Annotated in this window: 24 protein-coding genes; 10 read left to right on the forward strand and 14 right to left on the reverse strand. The window is 75.2% G+C overall.

The window, feature by feature from the left end; genetic code table 11:
* Nucleotides 1-5 precede the first annotated feature (5 nt).
* From AC0GKK_RS16415 to AC0GKK_RS16425, 3 genes are all read left to right on the forward strand, one after another.
* Nucleotides 6-1151 (forward strand): FUSC family protein, encoded by a 1146-nt coding sequence (locus AC0GKK_RS16415; RefSeq protein ID WP_489882014.1) that lies wholly within the window; start codon nt 6-8, stop codon nt 1149-1151.
* A 120-nt stretch (nt 1152-1271) separates the two neighbouring features.
* Nucleotides 1272-1949, forward strand: coding sequence for a lysophospholipid acyltransferase family protein (locus AC0GKK_RS16420; RefSeq protein WP_489882015.1), 678 nt, complete (start codon nt 1272-1274; stop codon nt 1947-1949).
* A 74-nt stretch (nt 1950-2023) separates the two neighbouring features.
* A complete protein-coding gene (locus tag AC0GKK_RS16425; protein ID WP_489882016.1) occupies nt 2024-2548 on the forward strand; it encodes a DUF3558 domain-containing protein in 525 nt (174 codons plus the stop codon).
* A gap of 343 nt (nt 2549-2891) precedes the next feature.
* Here the strand turns inward: AC0GKK_RS16425 and AC0GKK_RS16430 are convergent, their stop codons facing one another.
* The gene (locus tag AC0GKK_RS16430; protein ID WP_489882017.1) at nt 2892-3443 is read right to left on the reverse strand and encodes a hypothetical protein; all 552 of its coding nucleotides are present in this window, start codon (nt 3441-3443) and stop codon (nt 2892-2894) included.
* 737 nt (nt 3444-4180) lie between these two features.
* Here AC0GKK_RS16430 and AC0GKK_RS16435 point away from each other — a divergent pair.
* A complete protein-coding gene (locus AC0GKK_RS16435) occupies nt 4181-4318 on the forward strand; it encodes a hypothetical protein (protein ID WP_489882018.1) in 138 nt (45 codons plus the stop codon).
* On the opposite strand, the gene AC0GKK_RS16440 is transcribed toward AC0GKK_RS16435, so the two are convergent.
* Complete coding sequence (locus AC0GKK_RS16440) at nt 4319-4900, reverse strand: hypothetical protein (protein ID WP_476653098.1); 582 nt, start codon at nt 4898-4900, stop codon at nt 4319-4321. It lies immediately after the preceding gene.
* Between the two features lie 204 nt (nt 4901-5104).
* Here AC0GKK_RS16440 and AC0GKK_RS16445 point away from each other — a divergent pair, with 204 nt between their 5' ends.
* Nucleotides 5105-6379 (forward strand): adenylosuccinate synthase, encoded by a 1275-nt coding sequence (locus AC0GKK_RS16445; RefSeq protein ID WP_489882019.1) that lies wholly within the window; start codon nt 5105-5107, stop codon nt 6377-6379.
* Nucleotides 6380-6397: 18 nt separating this feature from the next.
* Here AC0GKK_RS16445 and AC0GKK_RS16450 read toward each other — a convergent pair whose 3' ends face one another.
* The 5 genes from AC0GKK_RS16450 to nth form a co-directional block, all read right to left on the reverse strand.
* Nucleotides 6398-7594: an MFS transporter gene (locus AC0GKK_RS16450; protein ID WP_489882020.1), complete on the reverse strand. Its 1197-nt coding sequence runs from the start codon at nt 7592-7594 to the stop codon at nt 6398-6400.
* A 70-nt stretch (nt 7595-7664) separates the two neighbouring features.
* Nucleotides 7665-8864: a MarP family serine protease gene (locus tag AC0GKK_RS16455; protein WP_476654974.1), complete on the reverse strand. Its 1200-nt coding sequence runs from the start codon at nt 8862-8864 to the stop codon at nt 7665-7667.
* 2 nt (nt 8865-8866) lie between these two features.
* Entirely contained in the window at nt 8867-9613 is a 747-nt protein-coding gene (locus AC0GKK_RS16460; RefSeq protein WP_489882021.1) for an NUDIX hydrolase, read from the reverse strand.
* A complete protein-coding gene (locus AC0GKK_RS16465) occupies nt 9610-10281 on the reverse strand; it encodes a TlpA family protein disulfide reductase (RefSeq protein WP_489882022.1) in 672 nt (223 codons plus the stop codon). Before AC0GKK_RS16465 ends, AC0GKK_RS16460 begins: the two co-directional genes overlap by 4 nt.
* The gene (nth, locus tag AC0GKK_RS16470) at nt 10278-11009 is read right to left on the reverse strand and encodes an endonuclease III (protein WP_304580140.1); all 732 of its coding nucleotides are present in this window, start codon (nt 11007-11009) and stop codon (nt 10278-10280) included. Before nth ends, AC0GKK_RS16465 begins: the two co-directional genes overlap by 4 nt.
* 353 nt (nt 11010-11362) lie before the next feature.
* On the opposite strand from nth, the gene AC0GKK_RS16475 reads away from it, so the two are divergent.
* The 4 genes from AC0GKK_RS16475 (at nt 11363) to AC0GKK_RS16490 (ending at nt 14441) form a co-directional block, all read left to right on the forward strand.
* Nucleotides 11363-11611 carry a hypothetical protein gene (locus AC0GKK_RS16475; RefSeq protein ID WP_043282623.1) on the forward strand — a complete coding sequence of 83 codons (249 nt, stop codon included), beginning with the start codon at nt 11363-11365 and terminating at the stop codon, nt 11609-11611.
* 162 nt (nt 11612-11773) lie between these two features.
* Nucleotides 11774-12448, forward strand: a complete 675-nt coding sequence (locus AC0GKK_RS16480; RefSeq protein WP_020628211.1) for a Crp/Fnr family transcriptional regulator — start codon at nt 11774-11776, stop codon at nt 12446-12448.
* Nucleotides 12449-12489: 41 nt separating this feature from the next.
* The gene (locus tag AC0GKK_RS16485; protein WP_489882023.1) at nt 12490-13752 is read left to right on the forward strand and encodes an MFS transporter; all 1263 of its coding nucleotides are present in this window, start codon (nt 12490-12492) and stop codon (nt 13750-13752) included.
* Nucleotides 13749-14441: an HD domain-containing protein gene (locus AC0GKK_RS16490; protein ID WP_251783423.1), complete on the forward strand. Its 693-nt coding sequence runs from the start codon at nt 13749-13751 to the stop codon at nt 14439-14441. Before AC0GKK_RS16485 ends, AC0GKK_RS16490 begins: the two co-directional genes overlap by 4 nt.
* Here AC0GKK_RS16490 and AC0GKK_RS16495 read toward each other — a convergent pair.
* From AC0GKK_RS16495 to AC0GKK_RS16515, 5 genes are all read right to left on the reverse strand, one after another.
* On the reverse strand, nt 14438-15190 hold the full coding sequence (locus AC0GKK_RS16495) for an amino acid ABC transporter ATP-binding protein (protein WP_489882024.1): 753 nt from the start codon (nt 15188-15190) through the stop codon (nt 14438-14440). The two genes, AC0GKK_RS16490 and AC0GKK_RS16495, sit on opposite strands and share 4 nt — an antisense overlap.
* Nucleotides 15187-15855: an amino acid ABC transporter permease gene (locus AC0GKK_RS16500; RefSeq protein ID WP_489882025.1), complete on the reverse strand. Its 669-nt coding sequence runs from the start codon at nt 15853-15855 to the stop codon at nt 15187-15189. The genes AC0GKK_RS16495 and AC0GKK_RS16500 overlap by 4 nt, the downstream gene beginning before the upstream one ends.
* A complete protein-coding gene (locus AC0GKK_RS16505; protein WP_489882026.1) occupies nt 15856-16608 on the reverse strand; it encodes an amino acid ABC transporter substrate-binding protein in 753 nt (250 codons plus the stop codon). It abuts the gene before it with no gap.
* A gap of 107 nt (nt 16609-16715) precedes the next feature.
* Complete coding sequence (locus AC0GKK_RS16510) at nt 16716-17504, reverse strand: MBL fold metallo-hydrolase (RefSeq protein ID WP_489882027.1); 789 nt, start codon at nt 17502-17504, stop codon at nt 16716-16718.
* Nucleotides 17501-18307 (reverse strand): NUDIX hydrolase, encoded by an 807-nt coding sequence (locus tag AC0GKK_RS16515; protein ID WP_489882028.1) that lies wholly within the window; start codon nt 18305-18307, stop codon nt 17501-17503. Before AC0GKK_RS16515 ends, AC0GKK_RS16510 begins: the two co-directional genes overlap by 4 nt.
* 52 nt (nt 18308-18359) lie before the next feature.
* On the opposite strand from AC0GKK_RS16515, the gene AC0GKK_RS16520 reads away from it, so the two are divergent.
* Nucleotides 18360-19253, forward strand: a complete 894-nt coding sequence (locus AC0GKK_RS16520; protein ID WP_489882029.1) for a Gfo/Idh/MocA family protein — start codon at nt 18360-18362, stop codon at nt 19251-19253.
* A gap of 31 nt (nt 19254-19284) precedes the next feature.
* Here the strand turns inward: AC0GKK_RS16520 and AC0GKK_RS16525 are convergent, their stop codons facing one another.
* Nucleotides 19285-22260: a hypothetical protein gene (locus tag AC0GKK_RS16525; protein ID WP_489882030.1), complete on the reverse strand. Its 2976-nt coding sequence runs from the start codon at nt 22258-22260 to the stop codon at nt 19285-19287.
* A gap of 23 nt (nt 22261-22283) precedes the next feature.
* On the reverse strand, nt 22284-22847 hold the full coding sequence (locus AC0GKK_RS16530; protein WP_073576023.1) for a hypothetical protein: 564 nt from the start codon (nt 22845-22847) through the stop codon (nt 22284-22286).
* Nucleotide 22848: the final 1 nt, after the last annotated feature.

Genomic DNA, 22848 nt, shown 5'->3' on the forward strand with positions numbered 1-22848 from the left:
CGCCGGTGGCCGCGTGGGACCGGGTCCGCTCACGCGGCCGGGCCGGTGCCCGGCGAGTCCGCGCGTCGTGGCTGCCGATCCTGCAGTGCTCCATGGCCGCCGGCCTCGCCCTCTGGGTGGCCGGTGACCTGGTCGGTCACACGCGGCCGTTCTTCGCACCGATCGCGGCGGTGCTCAGCCTGGGCATGTCGCTGAACTCGCGGCTGCGCCGCACGGCCGAGCTCGTCGTCGGGGTGAGCATCGGTGTCCTGGTCGGCGACCTGCTGATCGCGCAGATCGGCAGCGGACTCTGGCAGCTGGTGCTCGTCGTCGCGCTCGCGCTGGTCATCGCGGTGTTCACCGACGGCGGGACCCTGTTCGTCAACCAGGCCGCGGTGTCCGCGGTGCTGGTGACGACGCTGCTCCCGCCCACCGAGACCGGTGGGATCGACCGCTGCATCGACGCCCTGATCGGCGGCCTCGCCGGGATCCTGGTCGCCGCCGTCATCCCCGCGCACCCGGTCCGGATCGTGCACCGGGTCGCCCGCCGGGTGCTCGACGACCTCGTCACCGTGCTCACCGAGACCGCGACGGCGCTGCGCGAGGGCGACCGGGAGAGCGCGTCGCGAGCGCTGGCCCGGGCCCGCGACACCCAGGCCGTCATCGACGAGCTGCGCACGGCGGTCAGCTCAGCGGGCGAGGTCGTGACGGTCTCACCGATGCACCGGCCGCGCCGGGCCATGCTGCGCCGCTACCGGACGCTCGCCGAGCGGGCCGACTACGCCCACCGCAACGCCCGGGTGCTCGCCCGGCGCGCGATGACCGCGATCGAGGACGGCGAACCGGTCCCGCCCGGTCTGCCGGACGCGATCACCGAGCTCGCCGTCTCCGTCGAGGCGCTGATCGGGGAGCTCGGGCAGGACGGCGACCGCGAGAAGGCGCGCGGCCCGATCCTGGAGGCCGTGCAGCACGCACCGGTCCTCGCCGACCCCGGTGCGGTCGTCGCCCGGCCGGCGGAACGGCAGCCGGCCGCGGCGCCCGCGGTCTCGGCGCCCGTGCTGGTCGCCCAGGTCCGCTCGATCGCCGTCGACCTGTTGCAGGCGACCGGGATGACCCGCAGCGAGGCGCTGCGTGCGTTGCGCGGGCAGCTCACCGATCCTCACGGGGACTGAACGGGCGGAAGGGCTTCCGTCACGGGCCGGTCACGGAGCAGAATCGGGCCTCGTTCGGCGCCGGGACGTCGGTCCCCCCTGCACGGAGTTGTGGACGTCGCTCACTGATCGGGGTTCACGGTGCAGCTGTTCATCCGCTACGTCCTCGCGCCACTCGTCCGGCTTGTGTGGCGGCCCCGCGTGCGCGGCGCGGACCGCATCCCGGCCACCGGACCGGTGATCCTCGCGGCGAACCACCGCGCGGCCGTCGACACGGCGTTTATCCCGCTCGTCGCCCCGCGCACGGTCGCCTTCCTCGGCAAGGCCGAGTACTTCACCGGCCGTGGTCTGCGCGGACGCCTAATGGCCGCCTTCCTCGGCGCCCTCGGCTACATCCCGGTCGACCGGTCCAACGCCCGCGCCGGCCTCGCCGCGCTCGCCGCGGGACGCAAGGTCCTGGATCGCGGCGGTGCCTTCGGCATCTACCCGGAGGGCACCCGCTCCCTCGACGGCAAGCTGCACCGCGGCCACACCGGCGTCGCGTCGCTGGCGCTGTCGACGGGGGCGGTCGTCGTGCCCGTCGGCCTGATCGGGACCGAGCGCGTGCAGCCGATCGGACGGCTGTTCCCGCGCCTGGCCCGGGTCGAGATCCGCTTCGGGCGGCCGCTGGAGTTCAGCCGCTACGAGGGACTGGAGGGCGCTCCGGCGATCCGGCGCGCGGTCACCGACGAGATCATGGACGCCATCGCAGACCTGTCCGGGCAGACCTATGTGGACAGCTATCACCGGCGCCCGGACGACTCGGCCGCCGCGGCCTGACCGGAACGGGCCCGGTGGCGACGACGGCGGGCTAGCCTGCTGCGGTCCTGTTCCTGTCCGGGGGAGCGTCGCCGGTGGTCCGACTCGTTGTCGTCCTGCTGTTCGTGTGCGGGGTGGTCGTGGGGTGTGGGGCTGCGGAGCCGGAGGGGCCGTTTCCGCCGCGGCCGGCGGAGATCGACGTGGCGTTGTTCGATCCGTGTCGGGCTGTTCCGGAGGCGAAGCTGGCAGAGCTCGGAGTGTCGGAGCCCGGAGAGGCGGCAGCCGCAAGACCCGAGGACGACTTCGGGCCCGGATGTCTGTGGTCCAACTACCAGGACGGGTTCAACTACGGCCTCCGTGTGGTGCAGAGAAGCGCTACCGAGATTTCGCGGGCGCCAGGGATGGTCGTTTCGAGTGTCTCCGGCTTCGGTCTCGTACATGAGACGCCTCGCCCGGACGGAACACTCTGCGAGATCTTCGTCGATGTGGCGGACTCGTCGAGCCTGCGGATTCAGGTCGAAGCGTTAGACCGCGCTGCCCACCCCGCCGCGGAGTCATGCGAGTCTGCGACGAGCATCGCGGCAGATGTCCTCGCGAACGCACCTCGTTCGGGCAAGTGACGCTGTTCGCGATCGCGACGGAGTCGAGTAGATCGCCAGTGCTCGGCGTCCGGCCCTCCTACCGTCGTGGTGTGTCGACTAACGCTGAGCACGCCGGAGTAGCCGAAGGTCTGATGGCTCAGATCTCGGTGGGAAGCGTGATGGCCGTTCTAGCCCTGTACTCGAGCCGACTCGTCGCCGCGCAGGCTGCTGTTCGGACAGCGGCGGACCTGAGAGCCATTCCGGCATGTGCGGACGACCCGGTCTCCCAGGACGCGCGCGACTTGTTCCAGCGCAAGGTCGATTCTATTCGAGACACACACGTCGACTACGTCAATGAGCTGCAGAAGACCTGCACTGATCTTCAAGAGGCAGCTCGGGCGTACGGATTCACCGAGGAAGAGATCGCGGCGACCGCGGATGAGGCGGGAGAACCGATGTATCGCGGCCCCCGCGCGATCCGCTGAGGAAACTGATGGCCCTCCCGCGTTGCTACGCATTCGAAGCCTTCGACATCGCCACGAAGGCGGCCTGGATCTTCGGCAAACCCGGCGTCGAGGCCATGCGACAGACTTCCGACGGTCTCCGCAAGCTCGTCGACGACATGGCGACCACCAAGCAGACCCTCGACCGCGGCATGGCCGATCTCGGCATCTCGTGGCAGGGCCCCGCCGCCCGGGCCGCCCAGGAGTCCCTGGACCGCACCGCCACCGGCGTCGACGGCACCGCGAACGTCGCCCGGAACGGCGCCGACCGCATGCTCGACCACGGCAGCGCGTTCGAGCGCATGCGCGGTCAGGTCCGCTTCATGGACCCGGCCGAGTTCTCCTGGATCCAGCGCGCGGGCGACAACATCAGCGAGGCCTGGCAGTCCCTCCGGGGCAGGGGCGCCGACCACGTCACCATCGCCGAGCACAACCAGATCAACGACGAGGTCGCGAACCGCGCGCTCCAGAGGTACGAGTCCGAGACCTCCGCGATCGACGACCGCTTCACCACCGAGGCGGCCGCCGCGCCCCCGCCCGCGACGTCTCCGGGCGTGACGCCGGGTCCCGGCGGTCCGCCGGGACCGCAGCCCGGCGTCTCCGTCGCTCCGGGTGGAGGCGGACTTCCCGGCCCGACACCCGGCCCGGCCGGCGTCGGGCTTCCCCGGTCGGGTCGGCCTCGCACCCGGTGCCGGCGCCTCCCGGCCCGTCGGGCGGCGTCGGTGCGGGCGGCGGCCCCGGTGGTGGCGCGGGAGCCGGAGGCGGTGGCGGGCCCTCGCCCGTCGTCCCGCTGCCGAGCGGACCGGCGTCCTCGGGCGCCGGTGGAGGCGGTGCCGGGGCGCCGGGCTCCCGAATCCCGCCCGTTCCGGACCGCGTTCGGACCCCGACCCCGGCGCCGGACGCCGCCCGTACCCGCGAGGACCTCGCACGCCGCTTCGGCGACCAGGCACGTCGGCAGCAGCTCGTCCGCCCCCTCGCGCAGACCGGCCCCGCCCCGCAGACCCGCTCCGGCAGCGGGACCGGGCCGTACGGACCCGGCGGTCGCGGCGGGGCCGGGACGGCGTGGGGCACCGAGCCCCGCACACCCGGGCCACGGAGCGGCGGCGCGCCCGAGCCGTGGACCGGCGCCAAGGCGGCGGAGGCTCGCGGCGGGGCCGGCTACGGCCCGATGGCAGGCGGCGTCCCGGGCGGTCGCGGCGAGGGCCGGGACCACCGCAACCGCTATGTCGTCCCCACCGACGAGGTGTTCGACGTCGGGATCACCGCGACCGACGCCGTGCTCGCCCCCGAGGACCCCGGGCGCTGATCAGCCCGGCAGCACCGGCCGCCACGGCTCGGTGTGCCGGTACCAGGCCCACCGCTTGATCTCCCGCGGGTGCGCGATGCCGTCGCGGACGGGCGTCGCACCGGTCGTCCCGATCTGGATCGCCCGCCCGGTCGTGCCGGTCACCCCGCGGCCCGCCCGCACGTGCACGCCCTCGGGCCCCGCGTCGACGACGAGCATCTTCACGCGGCCGTGCAGCACGCGCGTCGCGTCGCAGTAGGCCTCGCCGTAGAGGTCGGGGATCTCCCCGCGGCCGGCGAGGACGCCGCCGTTGTCGTCGCGCACCAGCGGCATCTCGCGCGCGGTGCCGGACCGGGCGAGGGCGACGGCGTCGTCGAACCGGGTCGGGACTCCCCAGTTCGCGGCGGCCCGCGACCGTCGGGACACCGGCAGGTAGGCGATCTCGGTCGCCAGCGCGTCCCGCCGGAGCAGCCGGAGGAGCACGGCGGCGAGGTCGGCGTCGTCGCCGTGCACGATCAGGCGCGGGACGGGGAGCAGACCGTCGATCTCGGCCTTGCCGGGGCGCGGACCCACGGTGACCGAACGCACCGCGGGATCGGACACCAGCGACGACGGTGGGCGTTCCCGCCGCGCGCCGGGCCGGATACCGTGGAAGGGAAGCCGGTGACGCCGCTGCGGCAGGCAGTCGAGGAGAACCGCTTCGGGATCGGTCGGAACCACTGATCGAGTACCCTCCTCGCCGCGGAAACCGGAAATCACGCCCGGTCCCGCGACCGTGACGAGCGTGTGTGAACTGGAGTCTCTTACATGCCCGCAATCGTGTTGATCGGCGCCCAGTGGGGCGACGAGGGCAAGGGCAAGGCGACCGACCTGCTGGGCGGGCAGTTCGGCTGGGTCGTCCGCTACCAGGGCGGCAACAACGCCGGGCACACCGTCGTCACGCCGGACGGCCGCGACTTCGCGCTGAAGCTCATCCCGTCCGGGATCCTGTCCCCGGGCGTGAAGAACGTGATCGGCAACGGGGTCGTCGTGAACCCCGAGGCGCTGATCGAGGAGAAGGCCGGGCTGGAGCGGCGCGGCGTCGACACCTCCGGCCTGCTGATCTCGGCCGACTCGCACCTGATCATGCCGTACCACGTGGCGATCGACCGGGTCACCGAGCGCTACCTGGGCAAGGCCAAGATCGGCACGACCGGTCGCGGCATCGGCCCGGCCTACCAGGACAAGGTGGCCCGGGTCGGCGTCCGCGCCGCGGACCTGCTCGACGAGAAGATCCTGCACCAGAAGGTCGAGGCGGCCCTCGAGCTGAAGAACCAGATCCTGGTCAAGGTCTACAACCGGCGCGCGCTGGACTTCAACGAGGTCGTCGACACCGTCCTGGAGCAGTCGAAGGAGTTCGCCGACAAGATCGTCGACACCCGCCTGCTGCTGAACGAGGCCCTGGAGCGCGGTGAGACGCTGCTGCTCGAGGGCTCGCAGGGCACACTGCTCGACGTCGACCACGGCACCTACCCCTTCGTGACCAGCTCGAACCCGACCGCGGGCGGTGCGTCGGTCGGTTCCGGCATCGGCCCGAACAAGATCACCCGGGTGATCGGGATCCTGAAGGCCTACACGACCCGCGTCGGCTCCGGTCCGTTCCCGACCGAGCTGCACGACGAGATGGGCGAGTTCCTGCGCAAGACCGGCGGCGAGGTCGGTGTGAACACCGGCCGTGCGCGGCGCTGCGGCTGGTTCGACGCCGTGATCGGCCGGTACGCGGTCCGCGTCAACGGCATCACCGACGTCTTCCTGACCAAGCTGGACGTGCTGTCCGGGCTGGAGTCGGTGCCGATCTGCGTCGGCTACGAGGTCGACGGCCACCGCGTCGACGAGATGCCGATGACCCAGACCGGCTTCCACCACGCCGTCCCGGTCTACGAGGAGATGCCCGGCTGGGTCGAGGACCTCTCCGGTGCCCGCACCTGGGAGGACCTGCCCCCCGCCGCGCAGGCCTACGTGCAGCGGATCGAGGAGCTCACCGGCGCGCCGGTGTCCGCGATCGGCGTCGGCCCCGGGCGGGACCAGACGATCACCCGCTGACCGGCTGCGCCGGCGGCGTCACGACGACCGCCGGCGCTCGTCGCGGACCGGTGTCACCAGGATCGCGGCCAACGGTGCCGCGGCGGCGATCGCGAACGCCGCCGCGTAGCCGGTCGCGCCGACCAGGGCGCCGAGCGCGGCCGGGACCACTGATGCGACGGCGTTCTGGCCGGTGTTCTGCACTCCCAGCGCGCGCCCCGACCAGGCGGGTCCGGCGATCTCGGCGGTGCTGGTGAACGCCAGCCCGTTCGGGGCGACCGTCACCACCGCCCCGACGGCGAGCATCGTCACTGCCAGCCATCCGGCGACGGCGTCGCCGAGCGCGAACAGCAGCAGCACCGCGGTCGCGGCGGCCGCGACCTGGCGCATCGGGCGCAGCCGGGACCCGACCCGGTCCGACCAGACCCCGGTCGCGATCCGGCCGACCGCCCCGGCGATCTGCCCACCGGCGACGAACGCGCCCGCCGCCGCCACGTGCCACTTCTGCTCGCGGACCAGGTACTCGGTCGCGAACGACGCCACCGCGAACTGCGAGACCACCAGCAGTGCACTCGCGCCGTGCACCCGCCACAGGACCGACGTCCCGTAGGGGGAGCGCTCCGGCTCGGCCCCCGCGGGCCGCGGCGCCCGGGGCGGGTCCGGCGCCAGCGTCGCGACCAGCACCGACGCGACGACGCACAGCACCGCGGGCAGCACCAGCGCCCGGAACGGCCCGACGGCTGCGGCCAGGGTCGGCAGCGTCAGCCCGGCCACGGCGACGCCCAGCGGCTGGGACGTCTGCCGGATCCCCATCGCGGTGCCGCGCTCGTGCGCGGCGAACCAGCCCATCACCATCCGGCCGCTGGCGGCGAACACCGACGCCGCGCCCGCGCCGCCCAGGCCGAGCAGCACCAGCAGCAGCGGTCCGGGCCCGATCGGCAGCAGCGCCGCACCCGCGACGGCCGCCGCGCACAGCGCGAGCCCGACCGTCATCACCCCGCGTTCGCCGGACCGGTCGGCGGCGGCGCCCCACAGCACCAGCGTGCACAGCAGACCGACCGTCGGTGCGCCGACGTAGGCGCCGACCTGGGCCAGCGACAGTCCCTCCGTGTCGCGTAGCAGCGGCACCACGAACGGCAGCCCGTAGACGAACGAGCAGGCCGCGGTCTGGGCGAACACCCCGACGGCCAGCACCAGCCAGCGACGGCGGGTACGGGTCACGTCGACGGAGGTCATGTACCCACGCTAAGCATCTGTCCCACGATCCGGCCATTCGTTCCCGGATCGTGGGACGGAGTGCGGTGGGTCAGGAGGCGCAGTTCCCGGTGTCGGCGGGGGACGACGCGCCGCTCGCGGCCACGTTCAGCGCCTGCCCGACCTGCTCGGCCGTCAGCACGAAACCGGTCTCGGTGTCGTCCAGCGCGGCGCCGAACACGACGCCGACCACTCGCCCGTCGGGGGTGATCATCGGGCCGCCGGAGTTGCCGGAGCGCACCACCGCGCGGACGGTGTAGACGTCGCGCAGCACGCTGCCCTGCTCGTAGATGTCCGGGCCGCGCAGCCGGATCCGCTCGCGGATCTTGCCCGGGGTGACCGTGTACGGGCCGTCCAGCGGGTAGCCCAGGATGATCACGTCGTCGCCGACGCGGGCCGGGTCCGGGCTGAACTGCAGCGGCTGCTCCTCGAGGTCGGGCACGTCGAGCACGGCCACGTCGACCTCGGGGTCGTAGTGGACGACCTGGGCGTCGAGCTGGCGGGCCCGGCCGCTGGACGTCGTCACCTCGACGGTGGTGCTCGACGTCCCGGCGACGACGTGGGCGTTGGTCATCACCCGCTGCGGGGCGACGACGAACCCGGTCCCCTCCAGGGCGCGACGGCAGGACGGGGCGCGCCCGCGGACCTTCAGTACCCGGTCGCGGACCTCGGTGACCACCGGGGACTGCGCGAGCGCGGAGTCCGGCGGGCCGACCGCGGCGACCGGCGTCCGCGAGAACGGGCTGACGACGTCGGGGAAGCCGGAGTCGTCGAGGAGTTGGCGCAGCTCGGCGGGGAGCTTGCGCGCGGCGTCCGGCATCACGTCGTCCACGCCGGCGAGCACCCGCGAGTCGCGCAGGCCGCTGGTCAGGGTGGAGAAGCTCGTCGAGGACAGCGGCAGCGCGATCAGCCAGGCCGCCACCACCACCGCGACCGCCTGCACGCCGGCACCCAGCGTCGAGTCGACCTTGAGGGTGCCCTCGCCGCGGATCCGGTCGCGGATGAACCGTCCGAGGTAGACGCCCGTCGCCTCACCGAGCGCGACGAGCAGCACCACCACGCCGATCCCGAGCAGCACCTTCCCCTGCTGGGACTCCACCTGCCCGGCCAGCAACGGGGCGAGCCGCAGCCCGAGCACCGCGCCGGTCAGTACGCCGGCGAACGACAGCAGCGCCACCGCGACCCCGTGCCGCCAGCCGGACGCCGCGGCCAGCAGGGCGAGGATCACGACGACGACGTCGACCCAGCTGATGCTCACCGGTCCACCACGCCGTGGTCGTCCACCCGGACTCCTTCCGGTTCGTTCCGCCGGGCGCGGGCCCAGGCGTCGTCGAGATCGAGGACCCGGCCGGCGTCCCAGGGACGCTCCCAGCCGGACCGCTGCAGCAGTGCGGACAGCAGGCCCGCGGTGAAACCCCAGACCATCAGGCCCGCGGCGTCGAAGGCGGGGCCGGTGTGGCCGCTGGGGCCGCGCACGGTGAACCGGTTCGCCGGGTCGGTCAGGACCGCCACCGGGACCCGGACGACCCGGGCGACCTCGGCGGTGTCGACCACCCGTACCGGCGACGGCGACGCCCAGTGCGCCAGCACCGGGGTCACCAGGAACCCGGTGGGCGGGATGAACAGGTCCGGCAGGAGGGCCAGCGGTACCACCCCGGACGGGTCCAGCCCGGTCTCCTCCCGGGCCTCCCGCAGTGCGGCGTGCACCGGGCCGGTGTCGGTCGGGTCGAGCCGCCCACCGGGGAAGGCGACCTGCCCGGCGTGCGAGCGCAGCGTCGCCGCGCGCTCGGTGAGCAGCACGTCCGGCCCGCCGGACTCCCCGTCGGTGAACAGCATCAGCACCGAGGCCCGGCGCGGCTCGCCGGTGTCGGGCTGCAGGCGTCGCCAGCCGAACCAGGCCGGGTCCAGGCCCAGCGCCCCGTCGACGAGCGGGCGCAGCGACGCCGGCGCCGCCGCGGGGTCGGGGTCGGGCACCTGCGGCACGCCCGCCTGCGCGGTCACCGGAACCGCTCCACGGCGGCCGCGACGTCGTCGGCGGTGCGGAACGGGACGGGCGGGTCCACCATCGCGACGCCACCGTCCGCGCGGGTCACGTAGCTGACCGGGAGCAGCGGCGGGGTGTCCAGTGCGCGGCGCACGGCCCGCTGCGGGTCGGTCACGGCCGGCAGGGTGACTCCCAGCTGCGTGGACAGGGTCAGCGCGGCCACCGGGTCGTCCTGCACGTCGACGGTGAGCACCGGCAGTGCGCCGGGGCGCTGTGCATAGGCCTGCAGCGCGGGCAGCTCGTCGCGGCACGGCACGCACCACGACGCCCAGAAGTTGACCAGCGTCGGACGCCCGGCCAGGGCCGCGCCCAGGTCGGTACGGCCGTCGGCGCCCAGGCACGGCACGGTGATCCCGGCGAGCGGACCGGCCGGGGTGCTGCCGGACGGGGCGGGGCACGGTGCCAGCCGGGCCGAGGCCCGCGCGGCGGCCAGTGCCTGCGGGTCCGCGGCGGCGAGGTCGGTCTCGGGCCGGTCGGCCGGGGCGGCGCTCGCCGCGGGACCGGCGCCGCCGCTCCCGCCGGGGGCGGGGCCCGAGGGCCACAGCGCCCAGACCGCGATCGCGACCAGGACGACGACGACCACGGTCGAGACGATCTCGGAGCGGGAGGCGCCTGTCCGGGTCACCGGCCGTCCCCGGGCGGCCCCGCGATCCCCGCGAGTGCGAGCAGGTGGTCCCGCTCCGGGCCTTTGACCAGCGCCGCGGCCTCGCCCGGGTCGGTGGGGCCGAGCCCGAAGGCGGGACAGTCCGCCGCGAGCGTGCAGGCGCCGCAGGCCGGCTTGCGCGCATGGCAGACCCGGCGGCCGTGGAAGATCACGTGGTGGGACACGATCGTCCAGTCCCGCCGCGGGACGAGCTCGCCGATCGCGTGCTCGACCTTGACCGGGTCCTCCTCGGTCGTCCAGCCCCAGCGGCGGACCAGGCGTCCGAAGTGGGTGTCGACGGTGATCCCGGGGACCCCGAACGCGTTGCCGAGGATGACGTTCGCGGTCTTGCGTCCGATGCCGGGCAGCTTCACCAGCTCGTCCAGTGTCGACGGCAGCTCCCCGCCGTGCCGCTCGACGACGGCGGCGCCCAGCCCGGTCAGCGACGTCGCCTTGTTCCGGTAGAAGCCGGTGGAGCGGATCAGTTCCTCGAGCTCGGTCCGGTCGGCGCCCGCGTAGTCCGCGGCGGTGGGGTACCGGGCGAACAGCGCGGGGGTGACCTGGTTGACCCGCTCGTCGGTGCACTGCGCGGACAGGATCGTCGCGACGGCGAGGTCCAGCGGGGTGGTGAAGTCCAGCTCGCAGTGCGCGTGCGGATAGGCCTCCGCCAGCGACCGGAGGATGCGGTTGACCCGGCGCGCTCGCCCGATCGGGCTCTCCCCGGCCGCGACGCGCGCGGCCAGACCGGCGGCGGCGCGGGGGGTGGGCCGCGACGCCCGCGACGGCCGTCCGGCGGAGGTGCTCACGTGACCGAGCGTACGGGTGGGCACCGACAGTCGTGTCACGGTGTCGCGCCGTTGCACCGCTCGCCGCCGGGCGCGGTCCGGTCCACGCCGGGTGGTGTTCGACCGGCCGGCGCGGCGACGCGTCCGACGAGCGGTGCGCGCACCCGGCCGGGTGTGCGCCGAACGGGCTATGAGGTCACGGTCGCGTCACGAAGACGTCGACGCGGCCACCCCCGACCGGCCGGGCTGCGAACACGTACGGGAGGATCGGAGTTGCCATGACTGCCTGGTTGAGCGTTCTCGTCCCGCTGCTCGTGATGTTCTTCGCGCTCGGTATGGAGCGCGTGGAGTCCCGCATGCGGGAGTCCACCGTGCGCCAGGACGAGCTGGACGAGATGCTCGAACAGCCGCGTCCGGACGAGGTCCGTGCCCTGTTCCGGTCCGGCACGGGCCGCGCGCTGGAGCTGTTCCGGCTGCGTAACCGGCGCCGCCGGGGGGCTCGTCGGAGTCAGGTCCCGTCGGCCTGACAGGATCGCGTACGGGTGCGGGACAGCGCCCCGCGACGAATCGGACCCGATCGGATGTCAATCCGATCGGGCCAGTGGTGCGCACGTGTGTGGCGAATACCTCTACACTGACGCGCCGACGACCCGCCGTGACGACACGGCCGGTGAACGAGGAGCATTGCAGTGGACGAGGTTCTGATCCGGGCAGGGATCTTCCAAGGTGTGGAGCCCCAGGCCGCCGAGGCGCTGGCCGAAGCTCTGGAGACTGCCGAGTTCTCCCGCGGGCAGGTCATCTTCTCCGAAGGTGAGCCCGGTGACCGCCTCTACATCGTGTCGGGCGGGAAGGTGAAGCTCGGCCGGAAGTCCCCCGACGGCCGGGAGAACCTGCTCATGGTGGCCGGCCCGTCGGACATGTTCGGCGAGCTGTCGATCTTCGACCCGGGCCCGCGCACGTCGTCGGCGACCGCGGTCACCGAGGTGCGCTGCTACACCATGGACCGCAGCGCGCTGCGGGAGTGGATCGGCAAGCGTCCGGAGATCGCCGAGCAGCTTCTGCGCGTGCTGGCCCGTCGCCTGCGCCGCACCAACAACATGCTCGCCGACCTGATCTTCACCGACGTGCCGGGCCGTGTGGCGAAGTCGCTCCTGCAGCTCGCGCGCCAGTTCGGCTCCCAGGAGTCGGGGCTGCTGCGGGTCACCCACGACCTCACGCAGGAGGAGATCGCCCAGCTCGTCGGCGCCTCCCGCGAGACCGTGAACAAGGCGCTCGCCGACTTCGCGCACCGTGGCTGGCTGCGTCTCGAGGGCAAGAGCGTGCTGATCCTGGAGCCGGAGCGGCTCGCGCGGCGCGCGCGCTGAATTCTCTGGTACGGGCGTCCCAGATCATGTGATGCTGGGGCGTGCCCGCCGCTCTCTCCGACTACCGCGCCGCCCTGGGCACCCCCGGGGCGGCCGCGCCGGTCTGTGCCTCCGTCCTCGGTCGGTTCCCGATCGCGATGCACAGTCTCGCCACGCTGCTCTACGTCCGTGAGGTCCACGGCTCCTACGCCGTCGCCGGAGCGGTCTCGGCGGCGCTGCTGATCGGGACCGCGGTCGGCACGGTCGTGCAGGGGCGGGTGCTGGACCGGCTGGGCCCGACCCGGCCGATGCTGGTGCTCGTCGCGGTCTACCTGCTGTGCGTCATCGGGCTGGTGCTGGGCATCGAGTACCGGGCGGCGCTGCCGCTCACCGTCGCGGTCGCGGTCGTCACCGGGCTCGCGACGCCGGCGTTCGAGGGGTCGTCGCGGGCGCTGTGGTCGGACCTGACCCCGCCCGGGCCGCGCCGCGAGGCCGCCTACACCTACGAGGCGATCAGCCTCGAGATCTTCTTCATCATGGGTCCCGCGCTGGCCGCGGTGCTGGTGGTGGCGACGCCGTGGCCGGGCACCGCGCTCGTCGTCGCGGCGACCGCGGAGATCGTCGGCACCACCTGGTTCGCGCTGACCGCCGCCGTACGACGCCGCTCGGCCCGCATCCGCGCCGAGCGCGCCGACGGGTCGCTGCCGGTCGAGGCCGGGCTGCTCGGGGTGTTCCGGCGCCCCGGGCTGCGGACGGTGGCGCTGGCGTCGCTCGGGTTCGGGCTGGTGGCGGGGACCGCCGAGGTCGGTGTGATCGCCGCGACCGCGTTCGCCGGCTCGCCCGCCGCCGGCGGGGTCCTGCTCTCGCTGTGGTCGGTGGTCTCGGTGCTGACCGGGGTGCTCTACGGGATGCGGCCCTGGCCGCGGCCGTTGCATCTGCGGCTGCCGGTCCTGCTCGCCGGCTTCGCCGTCCTGGTGACGGCGATGGGGCTCGTCTCCCCGCTCGGCTCGCTGGTGCTGCTGGCCGTGGTGATGATGGCCGCCGGCGCGCTGATCACCCCGCAGGTCACCGCGCACTCCCTCGGCGTCGAGCAGACCGCTCCGGCGGGGTCGGCGACCGAGGCGTTCAACTGGATGGTGATGGCCGCGGTGCTCGGGGTCTCGGTCGGGCAGGCCCTGTCCGGCGTCATGATCGACCTCGTCGGGCCGGGCGGGTACGCGGCGGGCGGCGCCCTGGGGCTGCTGGTCGCGGGGCTGCTGTGGCTGCGCCGCGGCTCGGTCGCCGACACCGAGCCCCGCGTCCTTGCGGCCGGGAGCCCGGCGTGAGCGGCGCCGGGGAGCTGCGGCGGCTGCGCGACGTCGTCGCCGGTGACATGGCCGGCGCGGACGTCGCGCACGACCTCGGGCACCTCGACCGGGTCGCCGGGCTGTCGGCCCGGCTCGCGGTGCGGGAGGGTCTGGACGGGTTCGTCGCCGCCGTCGCCGCCTATGTGCACGACCACCACCGGGCCGCCGAGGCCCGGCTCGGCCGCGTCGTCGCCCCCGCGGAGGTCCGCGACGACGCCCGGGACGCACTGCGTCGCGGCGGGGTCGCCGAGCAGCTGTGGGACCCGGTGCTCGACGCCGTCGAGGCCACCGGCCGCTACTCGTTCTCGGAGGCGGCGTCGGCGCCGACGGCGGACCGGATCGCGGCCTGCCTGCACGACGCCGACATGCTCGACGCGATGGGCGCCACCGGCATCGCCCGCGCGTTCGCCTACGGCGGCGCGATCGGCGAGCCCCTGTGGGACCCGGCCGCGGGCGTCGCGACCGGCGGCTACCGGTCCGGGCCGACCGGCTCGGTCGTCGCCCACTTCCACGAGAAGCTGCTGCGGCTGCGCGGCGAGCTGCGCACCGCCGCCGGCCGCGAGATGGGCGAGCGGCGGCACGCGGCCCTGGAGGAGTTCCTGCGCCGGTTCCGTGAGGAGTGGGTCGACGCCCACGGCGATTCCGACGGCGCCCCGCCCGGGGTCTAGATCGGGTCGAGGATCCGCTTCAGGAACTGCCGGGTGCGGGGTCGTTCCGGCTCGACCAGCACCCGCGACGGCGGACCGGACTCGGCCACCACCCCGCCGTCGACGAAGAGGACCTGGTCGGCGACCTGCTGGGCGAAGCGGATCTCGTGGGTGACGATGACCATCGTCCGGCCCGCCGTCGCCAGGTCCTTGATGACCCGCAGGACGTCGCCGACGAGTTCGGGGTCCAGCGCCGAGGTGGGCTCGTCGAACAGCATCAGCTGCGGGTCGAGGGCCAGCGCGCGGGCGATCCCGACGCGCTGCTGCTGGCCGCCGGAGAGCTGGTACGGGTACTGGTCGGCCTTCTCGGCCAGCCCCACCTGGTCCAGCAGCCGCCGGGCGTCGGCGGTCGCGTCGGCCCGGGGGCGCCGCTGCACGATCACCGGACCCTCGATGACGTTCTCCAGGACGGTGCGGTGCGGGAACAGGTTGTGCGACTGGAACACCATCGCGGTCCGGGACCGGAACCGGGCCAGCGTGGACCGGTCGACGGGGGCGCCGAAGTCGACGGCCAGGTCGCCGATGGTGATCACCCCGGCGTCGGCCCGGTCCAGCGCGTTCAGGGCACGCAGCACCGTCGTCTTGCCCGAACCGGACGGCCCGATCACCGCGGTGACGGTCCCGGGCGGGACGTCGAACCCGATGTCGCGCAGGACCTCCAGCGTCCCGAAGGACTTCCGCAGGCCCCGGACGGTCAGCAGGTCGCTCATCGCGCCACGTACCTCTCCAGCCGCGTCTCCACCCGTACCTGCACGGACGAGAGGATCAGGCAGACGATCCAGTAGTACACCGCGGCCACGCCGTAGAGGGCGAAGAAGTCGAACGTCGGCGCCGCGGCCAGCTGGGCGACCCGCAGCAGCTCGGTCACCAGGATGGTCGAGGCCAGCGAGGTGTCCTTGACCAGCGAGATCAGCGTGTTCGACAGCGGTGGGACGGCGGTGCGCGCGGCCTGGGGGAGGATCACGCGTCGCAGCGTCGTCGGGTACCCCATGCCGATGGTCTGCGCGGCCTCCCACTGTCCCTTCGGGATGGACAGGATCGCCGCCCGGATGACCTCGGCCGCGTAGCCGCCGACGTTGAGGCTGAACGCGATCACCGCGGACGGGAACGGGTCGATCACCAGCCCGAGCTGCGGGAGCGCGTAGAACACGATGAACAGCTGGACCAGCAGCGGCGTGCCGCGCACCACCGAGATGTAGGCGCGGGCCATCCAGGACAGCGGTCTGATCGAGGAGATCCGGGCCAGCGCCAGCAACAGGGCCAGGACCAGCCCGATGACGAAGCTGACCGCCGTCAGCGGGATGGTCATCGTGACCGTCGCCCTCAGCATCGGCCACAGGTTGCGGCCGATCAGCTCCCAGGTGGCGGGATCCATCTACTTCCCGCTGACGTCGCTGCCGAAGTACTTCTCGGACAGCTGCGTCAGCGTGCCGTCGGCCCGCAGCTCGGCCAGCGCCCGGTCCACGTCGGGCATCAGGCCGCTGTCCTTGCGGGCGGCGAAGGCCTGCTCGCTGGTGTCCCCGGTGGTGCCGGCGACCTTGACGCCCTTGTCCCCGGTCGACTTCTCGTACTCCCCGACGGCGAGGTTGTCGTTGACGGTGGCGTCGACCCGGCCGTCCTTGACGAGCTGGACGGCCTGCACGAAGCCCTCCACCGCCTCGACGTTCGCGCCGGCGCCGCGGGCGACCTCGGCCCAGTTGCTGGTCGCGGACTGGGCGGTGGTGCGGCCCCGCAGGTCGGCGAGGGTCCGGATCGCGGTGTCGTCGGCGCGGGTGACGATCACGCCCTCGGACACGGTGTAGGGCGTGGAGAGGTCGTACCTGGCCTTCCGCTCGTCGTTGACCGTGACCTGGTTGGCGACCAGGTCGATCCGCTTCGACTCGAGCGCGGCGAAGATCGAGTCCCACGGGGTCTGGACGAACTCGACCTCCTTGCCCAGCTTGGCGCCGACCGCACGGGCGACCTCGACGTCGTAGCCGGTCAGCTGCCCGTCGGGACCCTGGAAGCTGAAGGGGCTGTAGGTCCCCTCGGTGCCGATGCGCAGCGTGTCGGACCCGCCGCTGCTGCAGCCGACGAGGGTGGTGAGGGCCAGCAGCGCGGCGGCCAGGGCCAGGATCGTGCGACGCACGGGGTCTCCTTCGAGCGGAACGGGGCCGACGGATGACGATGCCCCGTCGAGATGCGGGGACCCTAGGCCGGTCGGTCGTGTCGGTTCAACGCTCCGTGCGGTCCCGTTCATCCACGCAGGTGATCCAGCTGTGCGCGCACGGACAGCTCGGCGGCGTCCCACAGCGAGGTGTCGACGTCGGCGTAGACGACCTCGACGACGTCGCGTGCCGAGGCGTCGGGCCCGAGCCGCTCCAGCGCGGCCCGCACCTGCTCCAGCCGCTGCTCGCGGTGGGCGAGGTAGTGCCGCGCGGTCTCGGCGGCGTCCGGGAGCTCCGGACCGTGCCCGGGGAGGACCGGGGTGCCCGCGGGCAGCTCCGCGATCCGGCGCAGCGAGTCCAGGTAGGGCCCGAGGGTGCCGTCGGGGTGGGCGATGACGGTGGTGCCGCGGCCGAGCACGGTGTCGCCGGAGAGCAGCGCGACGCCGTCGGAGCCGGGGCCGCGCAGCAGCAGCGACACCGAGTCCGAGGTGTGGCCGGGGGTGGTCAGCACCTCCAGCTCGACCCCGCCACCGGCGACGACGGCGCCGTCGACCAGCGGGGTGGTCCCCGACGCCAGCGACGGGTCCGCGGCGAACACGGGTGCCCCGGTCAGCTCGACGAACCGGCCGATCCCGCCGGCGTGGTCGTGGTGGCGGTGGGTCAGGACGACCGCGGTCACCGGCGGGCCGTCGGCCAGCGCCTCCAGGTGCCTGCCGTCGTCCTCACCCGGGTCGACGACGATCCGGTCGTGCGCGTCCGACGCCGCGAGGACCCAGGTGTTGGTGCCCTCCAGGGTCATCGGGCCGGGGTTGTCCTGCAGCAGCACCGACGCCAGCGGGTGCGCGGCGCGCAGGGTGCCGTAGAGCGGGTGGCTCACCGGGTCGTCTCCTCGTAGATCCAGTCGGGGTCGCCGGGCAGGGTGATCGTGACGACCCTGCCCTCGCGCCGCACCTCGGGGGTCATCGGCTCGATGTCGCGCGCCGCGGCGGCGGCCAGCACCTCGTCCGCGCTGTCGTGCCGGTGCAGCTCCTGCAGGGTCCGCAGGGTGGGCGGCATCAGCTGGAGGTCACCGTCGTCGTGGCCGGACAGGGCCTCGGCCGGGCTCCACCAGCGCGCCTCGACGGCCTCGGTGGTGGCGTCGTCGGCGACCTGGCCGTGCGGCACGCGGGCGACGAGGAACGCGGTGTCGTAGCGCTTCGGGTTGCGCGGCGGGGTGATCCAGCGGGACCACGGGACCATCAGGTCCGCGCGCAGCTCCAGGTCGTGCGCCGCGAGCAGCTCCGGCAGCGTGATCCGGCGGGCGACGAGGTCGTCCCGCCAGGCCGCGGCGGCGTCCAGCGGGCCGGGCTCGGTGCCGGCGGGGGCGGCCAGCAGCACGCCGCACTCCTCGAACGTCTCGCGGACGGCGGCCGTCACCAGCGCGGCGGCCAGGTCCGCGGGCTGGGCCAGCCGCGCGCCGAACCGCTCCGGCTCCGGTCCGCGCCATCGGGCGGGGTCCGGCTCGTCACCGGCGGAGACCCCGCCGCCGGGGAACACGGTCATGCCGCCGGCGAACGCCATCCCGGCCACCCGCCGCTGCAGGAAGACCTGCAGGTCACCGGTGCCCGGCTCGTCGCGGACCAGCAGGACGGTCGCGGCGGCCCTCGGCTCGACCGGCTGCGCTGCCGGATCATCGCTCATGGCCGCCGACCCTAGGTCATGATCGGGGCCGGTCGGCGGTGAGAATGCCCGCATGCGTATCGGACTGCTCGGCGCCGGACCGTGGGCGCGCCAGGTGCACGCCCCCGCCATCGCGGCGCATCCCCGCTGGTCGGCGGCCGGGGTGTGGGCGCGACGGCCGGAGGCGGCCGCCGGGATCGCCGCGGTCTCCGGGGGTCCGGTGCACGCCTTGGTCGAGGACCTGCTCGACGCGTGCGACGCCGTCGCGTTCGCCGTCCCGCCCGCCGTGCAGGCCGAGCTGCTGGAGCGGGTGGTGGCCGCCGGGAAGCACGTCGTGCTCGAGAAGCCGCTGGCCGCGGACCTGCCCGCCGCGGAACGGGCCGCCGCCGCGGTCGCGGCCTCGGGCGTCCGGTCGGCGACGATGCTGACCCTGCGGTTCGACCCGGCGATCCGGGCCTGGCTCGACGCGGTCCCGGCCGGCGCCGGCGGTCCCGGGACGACCGCGACCGCCCGGTGGCTCTCCGGGGCGCTGCTCGGCGGGCCGTTCGCTGCGTCGTCGTGGCGGGCCGAGCACGGGGCGCTGCTCGACGTCGGCCCGCACGTCGTGGACCTGCTCGACGCGGCGCTGGGACCGGTCGTCGACGTCGACCACGCCCATCGCGACGAGCCCGACCTGTGGCGGATCGGCCTCGTCCACGACGGCGGCGCCCGCAGTTCGGTGGTGCTGTCGCTGCGTGTCCCGGTGGACCCGACCGAGTTCGAGGTGGCGATGGTCGGCGGGCTCGGGGAGGACGGCCGCGGCCGGTACGTGCTCGACCGTCGCCCGGCCGACGCGGTCGCCTGCTTCGGCGCGCTGCTCGACGACCTCGCCGACGCGATCGGCTCCGGCGCCGACCTCCCGGTGGACGCCGCACGGGCGCTGCACCTGCAGCGGGTGATCGACCGGATCGTGCGCGCGGTCGGCTGATCCCCCGCACCGGCCGCCGGCCAGGCCGGGCTCAGCCCCGGTCGGTGCGGGCGGTGCCGTTGCGCGGGGTCGGCTCGCCGCCGTTCTCGCGGGCCGCGAGCTCCTCGTGGAGGCGCTGCAGCAGGTCCTGTTCGGTCGGGGTGAGCCGGTCGGCCAGGCCCCCGGCGGGACGGGGTCGCGGCCGCGGCCTCGGCGCGGGTGCGTCCGCGGGCCCCGTCGCGGGTTCCGCCGCGGGACCCGGTGCGGGGGGCTCCGTTGCGGGGGCGACGACGTCGGCCGGTTCCGTGGGGTCCTCCACGGTGCCGTCCCGCCCGGTGGTGTCCCGCTCCGTGGTGTCCCACTCGTCCGGCTCGTCGTCGGTGAGTAGGAGGTGCCGGGGGCGACGCTCCCCGTCGGCCGGGGCCGGGGGTGTCGGGGCGCGCAGGATGGGGACGCCCGGAGGTGGGGTGGGGGCCTCGTCGACGGGGTCGGCCTCGTCGGCCGGGGGCGGGGGGCCGGGCGTCCCGGTTCCGGCCGGTCCGGTGCCTGCGGGACGGTCGAGTCCGGCCCGGACGTCCGGAGCCGGTCCGGCGTGGGCCGGGTCCGCCGGGGCGTCCTCCGTGGCCGGTGCCGCTCCGTTCGCCTCGGCCACGGCGGCGGACGTGCCGACGTGGGTCCGGTCGGATCCGGGCCCCGGGTGTGCCGGCCCGGGGGTGGGGCGGGCCGGGTCGTCGCCGGTGGTCACACGGTGGGCGGGATGTGCCGGTCCGTCGCGGCGGTCGTCGTCGACGGTCACGGTGGCGGTCGCGGCGGGGACGACGTGCGGCGTGCCCGGGACGGTCTCCTCGCTGCCGCTCCGGTCGGTCCGCGCCGCGGTCTCCGGAGGCGGGATCTCCCCGGCCCAGGCACCGGAGGCCCAGTCGGCGAGCCAGGACGCCTCGTCGGGTCCCGGTGCCGCGGGCGGCCCGACGGGCGGACGCCCGACGACCGGACCGGGCCCGCCGCCCGCGGGCGCGCGGCCCTCCCCGGCCCGCCTGCGGAGCGGCACGCCGAGGTCGCGCGGGGCCGCCCGGGGGCCGGTCGGAGCCGGGTCCGCGGGGACGACCGGCGGGACGGATGCGGCCGGGGCCACCGCGGCCGCGGGCGGTGACGAGACGGCCGGATGTGCCGGGATCCCGGGAGGTGCGGGGGCGACCGGTGGTGGGGGCGGTTCGTCGGAGGGGGCCGGGGGCCGCCCGGCCGGCGTCGCGGCGGGCCCGACCGGACGCCGCTCCGGCGGCCCCGCCACCGGCCCGCGGCCCGCGGTCGTGGGGTGCGCGCCGTTCGCGTCGGGGAGGTGGCCGTTGCCGCCGGGTCCGGTGCCGGCGACGAACCGGTGCCGGGGGACCTCGCCGACCCCGCTCGGCGGGGTCGGGTCCGGGCTGTCGCCCTCCGGGGGAGAGTCGAACCAGTCGCCCGCGGAGGCCTCCCGCAGCGCCCGGATCGGCGGCGACGGCCGCGGCGCCGGATGCGCCGCGTCGTCCCCCTCGGCGGGTGCCGCGACGCGTCGGGCCGCGGAGCCGCGTGGCCCGGCGGGGCCGGGACCGGCCCCGTCGGGCGTGCCGGTCCCCGGGACCGGAGCGGCCCTGTCGGACGTGTCGGTGCCCGGACCGGACGTGGCCGGGCCGGAGGCGGCCGTCCCCGGACCGCGAGTCGTCGGATCGGAGGTGCCGGTCCCCGGGCCGGGAGCGGCGTCGTCGGACATGCCGGTCTCGGGGTACGACCCGGTCGCGTCGGGCGCGCTCGCCGGGGAGCCGGACCCGGTGGCGTCCTCGCCCGGGGCGTGGCCGGTTCCGGTGGCGGAGGCCTCCGCGGCCGGAACCGGGCCCGGCCCGGCGCCGGACGTGGCTGCGCCCGGGGTCCGGTCCGGCCCGGCGTCGGGTCCGCCGGCTGCTCCCGGCGACGGGGCTGCCGCGGCGAACCCCTCCGTCGTCGGCTCCGGGGCGGCCCGGCCGGGCCGGCCCTCCGGGTCCGGGGTCTCGGTGGCGGGGCTCCCGGGGAGTGGCTTGGGACGGTCGATGCGCACCGGCGCGGGCGGTGGGTCGGAGGCGGGGATGTCCGTGTCGACGGAGGAGTCGACGGAGAAGTCGCCGGAGAAGTCGCCGGGGGAGCTGTCGGTGCGGTGTCCGCCCGGTGCGTCCTCGACGGCGTCGGGTCCGGGGGCGGCCGGGATCCCGTCCCGGTCGGGCCGTGGGGCCGGGGGCGTCGCCGAGGACAGGAGCCCGCCCCGGTCGGAGGGCCGGTCGTCGGGAACCCGGTGGGCCGGCGGGCCGGACGTGTCGCCGTCCGCAACCCCGCCCCTGTCCCCGGGCTCCACCAGGGGGGACCGGGACGTGTCGGGGGCGGGCCACGGTGCGTCGCCGGTGAGGGACGCCGACACGTCCTCCCGGGACGGAGCGGCGGCGTCGGGAACCGGAGTGGCGGGGAGCGGACGCGCGACCTCCCGGGCGGCGCGGTGGTAGCCGGGGTCCGGACCGTCGTCGCCGACCTCGACCGACACGACCAGTCCGGCCCGGGCCAGCGCCGACTGGGCCTGGTAGGTCAGGACCTCGGGTGCGCCGTGCGACCCGGTGCGGGCCAGCAGCACCGGCTGCGGCAGCGGACCGGGGGCGGTACCGGCGGGCGTCGTGCGCCAGGCCAGCGTCCAGCCCGACTCCGGGACCGGGACGCCGGCGAGCGCGGCCGCGACCGCCTCCGCGGCACCGGGCGGGCCGTCGCCGTCGAACCGGTGCGGACCGGCGGCGACGTCCGCGGCGGGCGGAAGCCAGGCGTCGGCGTCGGGCTGCACCCGGCGGGCTGCGGCCTCGGCGACCAGCTCGGAGCGCACCGCGTGCGGCAGCACCGCCCGTCCCGCGACGAGCTCGGCGACCAGCAGCTCCAGCGCGTGCCCCTCCTCGCCGACGGCGACGAGCTCGCGTCCGGTGGCGAGCAGGTCGTCGTCCACCAGGCCGGCCAGTTCCCGCAGCAGGCGGTACGTGGGGTCGGACATGGGGCCTCCTTCGCGGTCCCGCGTCAGCCGGTGGGGACCGGCTCGCGGCTCCACAGCGACGCCGCCGCGGTGCACGCGGCCTCGTGGTACTCGGTCGGGGCGTCGCCGGTGAGGGCCTCGACGCGCGGGACACGGTCACCGTGGACGCGCAGCAGCCGCGCGACCGCGGCGGCGAGCAGGTGCGGCCGCTGCGCGTCACGCACGAGCAGCACGCGGGCGCCGTCGTCGCGCACGGCCAGCAGCAGCGCGGACGCCTCGTCGCGCACGACCGACAGCGCCGACCACGCGGCCAGGTCCGGCTCGCCCGCCGTGAACGCGGGCGGAGCGGGCGGCGTGCCGGGCAGCACCGCCTCGACCAGGCGCCGCGACGGCGCGTCCGGCCCGACGACCTCGGCGAGCAGCGTGCGCTCGTGCCCGGTCAGCCCGATCCGGTGCCGCAGCAGCGTGCGCGGCAGGACCGCGCCCAGCGCAGCGGTGTCCCCGGCGGCCAGCCAGTCGCGCAGCCGCCAGAGCAGCTCGTCGGGGAACCGGCCGGCGAGCCGCAGCAGCAGCTCGTGACCGGCCGGGACCCCGGCGAGCCGATCCATG

The organism is Pseudonocardia sp. P-1 (genome assembly GCF_058111925.1).